The 9,543-nt window shown below is 51.1% G+C and carries 13 protein-coding genes and 1 tRNA gene; all 14 read right to left on the reverse strand.

Annotated features, from left to right (window positions below; all coding sequences use genetic code 11):
* Positions 1–61: 61 nt before the first annotated feature.
* The 14 genes from IK012_RS12080 to IK012_RS13645 all read right to left on the reverse strand — a co-directional run bounded on the left by IK012_RS12080 (position 62) and on the right by IK012_RS13645 (position 9,542).
* Complete coding sequence (locus tag IK012_RS12080) at positions 62–487, reverse strand: hypothetical protein (RefSeq protein ID WP_290954968.1); 426 nt, start codon at positions 485–487, stop codon at positions 62–64.
* Positions 488–505: 18 nt separating this feature from the next.
* Positions 506–577 (reverse strand) — tRNA-Met (locus IK012_RS12085).
* Between the two features lie 57 nt (positions 578–634).
* Positions 635–1,357: a metallophosphoesterase gene (locus IK012_RS12090; RefSeq protein ID WP_290954969.1), complete on the reverse strand. Its 723-nt coding sequence runs from the start codon at positions 1,355–1,357 to the stop codon at positions 635–637.
* A 369-nt stretch (positions 1,358–1,726) separates the two neighbouring features.
* A complete protein-coding gene (locus tag IK012_RS12095; RefSeq protein WP_173379457.1) occupies positions 1,727–2,107 on the reverse strand; it encodes a polymer-forming cytoskeletal protein in 381 nt (126 codons plus the stop codon).
* A gap of 29 nt (positions 2,108–2,136) precedes the next feature.
* Entirely contained in the window at positions 2,137–2,931 is a 795-nt protein-coding gene (locus tag IK012_RS12100; protein ID WP_290954971.1) for a M23 family metallopeptidase, read from the reverse strand.
* A 10-nt stretch (positions 2,932–2,941) separates the two neighbouring features.
* Complete coding sequence (locus IK012_RS12105; RefSeq protein ID WP_290954973.1) at positions 2,942–3,931, reverse strand: ParB/RepB/Spo0J family partition protein; 990 nt, start codon at positions 3,929–3,931, stop codon at positions 2,942–2,944.
* 29 nt (positions 3,932–3,960) lie between these two features.
* Positions 3,961–4,743: a ParA family protein gene (locus tag IK012_RS12110; protein ID WP_173379455.1), complete on the reverse strand. Its 783-nt coding sequence runs from the start codon at positions 4,741–4,743 to the stop codon at positions 3,961–3,963.
* On the reverse strand, positions 4,740–5,504 hold the full coding sequence (locus tag IK012_RS12115) for an RsmG family class I SAM-dependent methyltransferase (RefSeq protein WP_290954975.1): 765 nt from the start codon (positions 5,502–5,504) through the stop codon (positions 4,740–4,742). Before IK012_RS12115 ends, IK012_RS12110 begins: the two co-directional genes overlap by 4 nt.
* Before the next feature lie 274 nt (positions 5,505–5,778).
* On the reverse strand, positions 5,779–6,489 hold the full coding sequence (locus tag IK012_RS12120; RefSeq protein ID WP_290954976.1) for a hypothetical protein: 711 nt from the start codon (positions 6,487–6,489) through the stop codon (positions 5,779–5,781).
* Between the two features lie 13 nt (positions 6,490–6,502).
* Positions 6,503–7,231, reverse strand: coding sequence for a hypothetical protein (locus tag IK012_RS12125; protein ID WP_290954977.1), 729 nt, complete (start codon positions 7,229–7,231; stop codon positions 6,503–6,505).
* 211 nt (positions 7,232–7,442) lie between these two features.
* A complete protein-coding gene (locus IK012_RS12130; RefSeq protein WP_290954978.1) occupies positions 7,443–8,042 on the reverse strand; it encodes a VOC family protein in 600 nt (199 codons plus the stop codon).
* Between the two features lie 74 nt (positions 8,043–8,116).
* Positions 8,117–8,452: a hypothetical protein gene (locus IK012_RS12135; protein WP_290954980.1), complete on the reverse strand. Its 336-nt coding sequence runs from the start codon at positions 8,450–8,452 to the stop codon at positions 8,117–8,119.
* A 17-nt stretch (positions 8,453–8,469) separates the two neighbouring features.
* Positions 8,470–9,396 (reverse strand): T9SS type A sorting domain-containing protein, encoded by a 927-nt coding sequence (locus IK012_RS12140; protein WP_290954982.1) that lies wholly within the window; start codon positions 9,394–9,396, stop codon positions 8,470–8,472.
* Positions 9,397–9,404: 8 nt separating this feature from the next.
* Complete coding sequence (locus IK012_RS13645) at positions 9,405–9,542, reverse strand: T9SS type A sorting domain-containing protein (protein ID WP_367273793.1); 138 nt, start codon at positions 9,540–9,542, stop codon at positions 9,405–9,407.
* Between the last annotated feature and the right edge of the window lies 1 nt (position 9,543).

Here is a 9,543-nt window from a genome sequence, read left to right on the forward strand (position 1 = left end):
AAATGGCCCACTCGGCACTTGAAGTCGATTTAGGATTGATAGTGATGCGGATAGGCATCGACTACTTTTTGAGGCCGGCAGCCTCGAAGAACGGGATGTTTCTGGGATTCGGAAGGGCGACTTCGGTAATCCAGTTATATTCGGCAATACCCGCGAGGCCGATACGTGCGCAGAGCTGATCACGCGCCACGTTGTAAGCGTCCAGAATCTGGACTTTTTCGCCTTCCCTCGCTTCTTCAATCTTCTTGGACCAGCTTACACCAAGTTCCACCAGAGCGGCGCTGGCCTTCACGTACTTGTGGGCCTGGTCCTGGGTAATAACCGGTTCTGCAGGGGCGACAAAGGGATCGACTTTCACGATGGGGACTGTCTTGGGCATTGCGGATTGCATCTGCTCCACGTCCGGCTTCACATCGGAATTGTCGTTACAGGCAATAAAAAAAGAGGCGATAGCCAAAATTGAAATTGCGAGAATTCGTTTCGACATATGCGCCTCTTTTTTTAATAGCGGTTCAGGGATTTGAACCCCGGACCAATGGATTATGATTCCAGTGCTCTACCACTGAGCTAAACCGCCATGTGCGGCAAATATAGCATAGTATTCGAGCTTTTTCAAGGTATTTTAGCAAAAAAACTAGTAAAGAACTTTGGTTTCTACAAAATCTTTGCCCCAATATATCACCTGCCAGCCAGGACTGCTGCTTTTCAGGTTGAAATAGGGCTTGTCGGGAGCAATCTGCATCTGCGTCGCAGGGGCCGCATGCACGGTAATGTCCTTGAACATCACTTCGAACTCGCAGTGGTAATGCCCGCAGAACACGTGCTTCAAGTTGTCGAACTTCAGAAGGACTTCCTGCACCTCCACCATGTTCCTCAGGTGGTAGTGCAAATCCATGAACCGGTGTCCGCAGAAGCAAGGCGGATGGTGCATGAACAAGAGGACTTCGCCGTCCACCTTCGGGACTTCCGCCTCGAGCCAGTCGAGCTGGTCGCGCGAAACTTCACCGCAGGCGCTGTCCAAGAAGAACATGGACTTGCCCATCAGGTCGAAACGGTAATAACACTTCCCGTTCTTCACGGGGAGGTCGAAGTACTTGCTCATCACTTCAATGCGATCGTGATTTCCGGGAATGATGCATACGGGATAGTCGAGCTTCTTGATCTGTTCGGCTATGTAACTGTAGGCGCCGGGTTCGGCGTTCTCGTTGGCGAGGTCACCGGACAGGACCAGCAGGTCCAGTTTTTCCATAGAATCGGAACGGAGTGCACGCAAAAAGTTTTCGCGCACATCAATACCCTGGACGAGACTTTCGTCTTCGCCGATGTGGATATCCGATATCTGACCTATCTTCAACAAGTTACTGACCCTTATATAGTCAATCTAATATATAAAAATATGCCTGCATCTCAAACAAGAAAATCACTAATTTCCTTGGCCGGTGTGATGCAGGTCATATTCCCGCACATGAACCTACTGTTATTTTCAATACGCGGTTGTGGTTTCCCGGTTCACAGGCGTTGAAAATATTGCTTCAACATCTGTCCACGTTGAAAGTAGTGAATAGCATTATGAATTTTCAACATTTGTCCACCATCTTTTTGTTTACGTAACTTTTTGATGATCATGGACTTATGCGAAAAACTCCAAAATTCTATTCACTATTCACCTCATCATAATCTTAATCATATTTATAAATAAATAGATAATTATGATAGGTGTGTGGATTTAGAGTTTTTCCTTGACCTGGGGTGCTGCTTGGGGAGCGGCTGCAGCTACAGGAGCGCCCATCTGGCAATTGCCCTGGAACACAGCACCTTCCTGGATGATCAGGAGCTTGGTCTTGATGTTGCCGACGAACTTGGAAGAGCTTTCGAGGATGAGCTTCTCGGTGCATTCGATGTTGCCCTTGACGCTTCCGGCTACGACGGTATTCGTGGCCTTGATTTCGGCTTCGATGAAACCGGTGCGTTCGACGATGAGCTCGCCTTCGATGTTGATGCTGCCGTTCACGGTGCCCGCTACGCGGACATCGCTCTTACCGCTGATGTCGCCCTTGATATTGACAGTGCTGCCGATCTGGGTGATTTCCTGTTCTTTTGTTGCCATGTTTTCACTCCTAGTGGAAAAAAGTTCTTCTAGTAATTTATAAACTTTTCCGGATCTTGTGGAACACCATCCTTCACAATGGTATAATGTAGGTGGGGTCCGTTCGCGTTACCCGTGTTCCCGACGGTACCTATGATGTCACCCTTGTGGACAGGACTCCCTTTTCTCGTCTTCATGTTCATGAGATGCGAGTACGTGGTCACGTAGCCGTTCCCGTGGTTGATGACGATGGTGTTGCCCAATTCCTCCATGCTTCCGGCCGATTCCACGGTACCGCTTCCGGTGGCGAACACCGGGTTCCCGGGCTGCGCCGAGAAGTCCGTGCCGAGGTGCGAATTCTCTTCGGAGAACTTCTTGCTCACGATGCCGACGACGGGTATAAGATCGGGAATGTGCTCGATGCGGATTTTTTCCTCGAACGTCTTCCAGGTGTGCGTGTCGAAATCGATATTGTTCTTTTCGGACGGCGTGTGCGCGAACCTGTTGCGGTCGATGATGGAATTGATCTTGTTGGAGTCGTTCTCGATGAACGTCTCGAAGATGTTCTGGATGCGCTCTTCCATCACCCACAGGGAGTCGAGCCTCATGAACATCTCCTCGTAGTTCTTGTCCTTCTTGATGAGCTGCGCGTTCACGACGCGGAGTTTCTCGTACTTCGCGACGATCACGTTGATTTTCGCGAGGTGGAAGGCGAACACACCGAGTATAACTATAAACAATGCGAGGAAAATTTTCAGGATAAGAACTCGAGTTGTTGATATCCTGAACTTCTTAATCTCCCGGGAGTTCTCCGGAATGATCTGTACCGTATAGTACTTCTTCACGATTTTTTCCTCAGCGGTTTTCCATGATTTCCTGGATGCGGTTCAGGTCGTCCATGCTGTAGTACTTGATGACGATGGTGCCTTCGGGCTTGCCCGCGGAACTCGGGTTCAGCTGGACCTTCGTCCCGAAGAACGTCTCGAGCCGGCTTTCGAACTGCTTCATGTCGGCGCTCAGTTCCGGCTTCGGCTTCTTGTCGCTTTCGTTCACTGAGCTTGTCGAAGCGTCCGCAGACTGCGTATCAACATTTTCTCCGGATTCCTGATTTTCTTCCTTCGGTTTGTTGATATCTTCGCCGCGGGAAATCGCCTCGATCTGGCGGACGTTGAGTCCTTCCTCGATGATGCGGAGCGCGAGAGCTTCGGGGTCGGCAATCTTGTCGCTGCAGAGGGCGCGTGCGGCGCCTCCGGCAATCTTGCCTTCTTCTATCCATTTGAGCACTGTTTCAGGAAGCTTCAAAAGGCGGAGCGCATTCGTGATCGCCGAGCGGGACTTGCCGACGGCCTTCGCCAAATCTTCGTGCGTGTACTCGTAATTCTCGATGAGCTTCTGGTACGACCTCGCGATTTCGACCGGGTTCAGGTCGACGCGCTGGATGTTCTCGATGAGGGCCCATTCGCTCATCACCTTGTCGTCGAGGTTTTCGTAAACCTGCGCCTTGATGGTCGAAAAACCGGCGAGCTTGCTTGCACGGGTACGGCGTTCACCGCTGATGATCTGGTAACGGTCGCCCACCTTGCGGAGCACGATGGGCTGGATGAGTCCCTGCTGCCTGATGGAGTTCGCCAGTTCGGAGAGCTCGTCTTCGTTGAAAGTGGTGCGCGGCTGGTAGGGGTTCCTGTCGATGAGGTCGATGGAGATTTCGACAATCCTCTTGCTGCTGTCGACTTCGTTCTCGCTGGTCTCGTTTATTTCGGAGGCGTCATTGACCGGCGCCTTGACATGGTGAGACTTGAGGATTTCGGACAACCCGCGTCCAAGTGCTAATGCTTTCTTTCCCATTTTTATTTAAACCTCTAATATCTAAAAAACTACCTGTCCTTGTTCAGGATTTCTTCGGCGAGCTTCATGTAGGACTGTGAACCGGAGCTCTGCACGTCGTAGAGGATGACAGGCTTTCCGTGGGAGGGCGCCTCACTCAAGCGCACGTTTCTCGGGATGACTGTCTGGAAAACTGTGTCGGCCAGGTTCTCGCGGACTTCTTCCGCCACCTGCTTCGAGAGGTTGTTGTTCGCGAACATGGTAAGGAGCGCACCTTCGATCTTGAGGTTAGCGTTCAAATTCTTCTGCACTTCGCGGATGGTCTTGAAGAGTTCGGTCATACCCTGCAGGGCGTAGTATTCACACTGCACCGGGATGAGCACGCTCGTCGCCGCCGTGAGGACGTTCAGGGTCAGGAGGTTCAAGCTCGGGGGCGCGTCGATGATGATGAATTCGAATTCATCCTTTAGCACCTTGATGACGCGTTCGAGACGGTGTTCGCGGCTCATCGCGTTCACGAGTTCGATTTCCATGACGGCCAGATCCGGTCCCGAAGTGATGACCTTCAGGTAGTCGAGGGTCGTATCGACGATGGCGGGCTTGATGTTTTCGAACGTCATGTTGTCCGGATTGTCGGCCATGTCGAGAATTTCGTGGATATCGATTTCCTGGGATTCCATGAAGCCGAGACCCTGCGACGCGTTCCCCTGCGGGTCCATGTCGATAAGGAGGGTCTTCTTCTCCAGGGCGGCAAAACTTGCAGCCAGGTTCACGGCCGTCGTGGTCTTGCCCACGCCGCCTTTCTGGTTGCATACTGCTATCACTTTACTCATCTATTACCTCGAGTGACTAAGGCGTAATCTTGTTCTTCGTTCGGCAGGCTGTATTTCCAGATATTGACTGCCGGATCGTTTTCCAGGTGTGAAATGCTGTTGAGACTCTTGAGCGTAAGGAAGTGCCCGCCCTTCTTGAGGGCGTGTTCCGCTCGTTCCCAGTCGTTTTCGAAAGTCGAAAGTGCGCGGCAGCTGATGAAATCCAGGTCGGTAAGCCCGGAGGTTTCGAAGCGCTTGCCTACTACGGTCATGTTCGTGAGGTGCAGTTTTTCCTTCACGTAGTTCATGAACTCCACGCGCATGTGGCGGGGTTCCACCGCATAAAACTGAATTTCGGGCATCGCGATGGCGAGCGGAAAAACTGGACATCCCGCACCCGCACCCATGTCGGCCCATTTCTTTCCGGACGTCATCCTGGAGGAAACGGAGTTTCCGATAGGATCCAGAGCATCCACAGTGTCATCCTGAGTGGAGCCTGTCATTCTGGAGCCGAAGGCGATAGAATCGGGCGAAGTCGAAGGATCTAGACCATCATTTCCCTTCACTATATATATATAGGGAACGAGCGAGTCGGCGATGTGCCTGCTCAAAAACTTTTCGGAATCCTTTGCCGAAATCAGGTTGCCGAACTGCTTGGTTTCCACCACCAAGTCGGCAAAGTCGTACAGCTTGCCCAGTGTCTCCTCGGACAGCTGGACACCGTGTTCTGCAAGGAACGCGGCCAAAAGCTTTTGTTGATCTATGTTATCTCTATAACTCAAAAAAGTTCCACGTGAAACATGCGATAGCGAGAGTCGCGACGGGGTGCTTGCACACCGGCATGACCGAGCATGAGCATGTAGGCTCCGAAGGAGCCAACATTCGATAAACGTCCACGCAACAATTTAGTATATATAAATGTAAAAAGGAGAGTGCCGAGGCCGACACCCTTTCACTTTTTAAAAATATCCGTGAATAAGTTTTTGATAAATGTGGATTTTGTGTGGATAGTGCCGCAAAAGTTTCACGTGAAACCAAAGTCCCAACATTATCGCATTAATAAAAGTCGGGGAAAATCGGGAGGACCAAACCCTTGATAAACCAGCCGACATCTACCCCTTTGGTAGTCGCCTCGACGCGCACGCCTCCGGATACTGTCGCCAGTACCAGACCGAGCTTAAGGCCAAATTCCTCGGAGTACCCGATGTCGTCGAATCGAAGCTTGTAATGGGCTTCATCATCGTAATAATGGTTCTGGATTATGTACCATTTAAAGGCGTGGGTTTCTGCGATGGAGATTCCCCAGAGTGGAAACCCCAGTATGGTGAATTCTGTTCCGCCCGAGGAAAGCCAGACGAGGGGCTTGGATATGCTCGTTATTATGTCGTTTTCGAATGCTCGTGGCAAGAGACCAAAGACCGCATTTGCGAGGATACTTCCCAACGAGACGGCTATGATTGTGGTTTCATCCTCCTCGTATGTCTTCACGTCCATCCTGAGGGCATTGTATTGAACGAAGAATCTTTTGGAGTTGAAAAGTTTGTGGTTATAGGCAAGCAGGTCCACCTCGAAGTTATCTGGATCGGAAAATCCCCCGCCAAAGAGGTAAAAGAATCGAAAGTCATTATTCTTTTGGGTGGCTTCAATGGCTTCGTTTTCTCCTGGGGTAGCCGGCCTTTCCTCGACCACGGTGACCGTATTGTTCCCCTGGACGTCCGCTTCCGCAAACACCAGGCTTGCGAAGACAAGAAAAAGTAATGCAATCAAAGAGCGGGTCAAATTATTTCTGCCTATAATATATAGTGGTATACTTGTCTCCGCCATCGCACGGACCGGGCGCCCTGAAATACTTGTTGCGGTTCGGTTCGAATATTCTCTGGATGAGGAAGTCCCCCTTGATCTCGTATTCGTAGGTGGAGTAGACTTCCTCGCCTACCTTCAGGACGCTCCCGTTTCCGAACTTCTTTTCTTGCCCGTTCGCTCGGTAGCACTTGTTCTCGTTATTGGGGTCGCGGTATATAATCCGGTTCCTGGGGATCCGGTTGTTCTGTTCGTGGATGGTATCGTTCTTTATAAAGAATGTACGGTGGGTGAATTCATTTCTGGAGCCGGTGACGATGTCGACGGAATCCTTTCCGCGGTAGACGGTGAAGTTCATGTCGGCGTTTTCCGGAGGGAAAGTCCAGGTATATTTTTGGAGCTTGCCTACCTTGGCGGAATCCACCTTCCAGTTTGGGATTACGGTCCCCGTGCTTCCCTTGTCGAGGCAGGAATGGCTGAACACCAAATCGTCGAGATGGTTAAGAGTCCAGTGGAACTTGATGGCGTAGGTTAGGGATTTTTCCTGCTGGTGGAGACTGTCCGGTTTCAGGTTGCCGGGAAGGATATATAATTTCATATCGTCTTCTGGCATGTATTGCGAGGCGAAATAGTCGAAGGTGGCGCGGATGCAGTCGACCGCATGCACGTTCATGATGGCCAGAGCCAGAATGGTTAATGTTCTCCTCATATCATCAATATATATAAATGTGGCGGTGAAACCAACAAGCTGCGGTTCGGCAATGAAAATACATAAGTGTATATTCGCTGCACTCACCTTGCTAACGTTTGGTCTTTGGCGTGGCCAAAGACCTACACCCTGCGGTTCCCAAATAAAAATGTGCAAGCACATTTTTGCTTGGTAACCTTGTGCGTGTTTCACGTGAAACGTCCTAACATTTTCATACCGTAATCTCTATCCGGTTGCCTTCGGGGTCGAGGACGACACTTTCGTAATACCCGTCGCCGGTAGTCCGGGGCTCCCCCACGATGGCAATACCATCTTCGGACATCTTTTGCGTCAGGCGATCCACCTCCTCTTTCGAGCCGACCGAAAAGGAAATATGGGCAAAACCGAGATGCTCGGCAACGCCTGCCATCATGTTGGCGGTTGCTTGCGCAACCGCAACTTGCTGCACCTCGGATATGCCGAAAAATGAATTTTTCGTCGCATCCTCGGTTTGCGAGTGTTTCACGTGAAACCTTATGAGCCGAGAGTCGCAAAACATACTTGTATGTTTTATGACCGAGGCGATTAAGGTTGCGATTGGCTTGCCAATCGCAAACATGCGCAAAGTCCCAACAGTTTCGGCGTTCCCTTCGATGTCGGGGCGGTGCATTATTTCCAGGCGGGCGCCACTTTCGAAGGTGACAAAACGGCTGGTGAACTGCTTGGCCGGATTGTGGTAAAGTGGCTGGACAACCCCGCCGAAATACTTCCGGTAGAATTCACAGACCTGGTCGATGTCTTTTGCCCAGATGGCGATGTGTTCGATTCTCATATAATCCCTGTTGTGAATATATAAAAAAGTTCGGGCGTAACCCGAACCTTTAACATCAATTAACAACTTGACAATCAGAAATTCATGTGAGGGAGGACTTTTGTTGGTGACTTCGAGGAGCAATTGATGGGGCCGTTCCCTTCGAGCGCTGCTGACAGGGCGGCTCCCGTGACACAGAATCCTGCCCAGATGAGGGCATTTTTCAGGTAGTTGCCTTTTTCCGGGCCACCCTTTATGGAGGCGTCAATTTTCCTGGAAGATGAATCCGATGCCGCGGTCCCATTATTGCCTACCTTGAATACCAGGGCGCGGTCGAGTTTTACGGTCTCGACCGGTTTCGGCGGCAGGAGCTGCGCGAACGACATTCCGGCAGCGGTCAGGATAACGGGTATGGCGGTACGGAGCTTCATATTCAGAACGGACCTAGTTATTTCAGGATGATCTTCTGCATGTGGTTCACGCCGTGGCCCTGTACGCGGAGCATGTAGATGCCCGCCGGGAGGGAGCTGAGGTCCATCGCGCTGGCCGCGGTCGCGGACTTCACGATATGGCCCTGGAGATCCATCACGGAAACCTTGGCGGAAGGAACTACTCCCCCGAAGTTCACCATGCGGCCAAGGACCGACACGTTCACTTGAGAATTCACGACTGGCTTGATTGCATCGGTACCGCCGGAACATTGCCCGAGCGAACCGATCTTTTTCAAGAAGAATTCGCCCTTGGCCTTGGTGCCAGCTTCCCCCTGAAATTTCAACTTGATGGCAACTGCTTGGGCAAAAGCAGGGTTTTCGCTTTTGCCTATCGGGAGGGCAAACGGGTTATTGAATTTTTCCCATAGAAGGTCCACCACTGTCAGGGAACTACTCTTGCTGACTCTCTTTGCAACTTCTTCCCCGCTATACCCTATTACGGTCTTCTCATTTTCAATGCCGACGATGACACTAAAGTCGAGTTCCGAGGAATACTCTAGGCATATGCCTTCCCAGGCCGTGATGTCTGCAGCTTCTTGTTCTTCGTTCCAGATATTGAAACCGAGTCCGACATAAGGATATTCATAGCCTTCGTCCAGCACCACGCTAAGCTTGATTCCGCCGTATTCCTCAGTCATCAGCGCGAAAGGGTACGAGTCGTACGTATTTAAATCGAATTCTGGAGGGAAGATGAAGTGGGAAGTTCCATAGTCATTGGCATCGTCATAAATGTACCAATAGCCGGAGGTTTCTTCGGGCGAACCCGTTATTACACGCCCTTCGGTGTCGGTGGAGCCATCCCACAGGAATGTCGGGTTGGCTGTATTTGCTGCGAAGGTGGCGGTAGCGGCGCATGCGATTGCCGCAAAAGTGCTTTTTTTCATTTTTCCCCCTATTTGAGTATAATCCGTTTTGAATAGTGAACGTTTGAGCCTTGCACTCGGAGCATGTAGATGCCCACCGGGAGGGAGCTGAGGTCCATCGCGCTGGCCGCGGTCGCGGACTTCACGATATGGCCCTGGAGATCCATC

This window comes from Fibrobacter sp. (genome assembly GCF_017551775.1).
Classification (GTDB): domain Bacteria; phylum Fibrobacterota; class Fibrobacteria; order Fibrobacterales; family Fibrobacteraceae; genus Fibrobacter.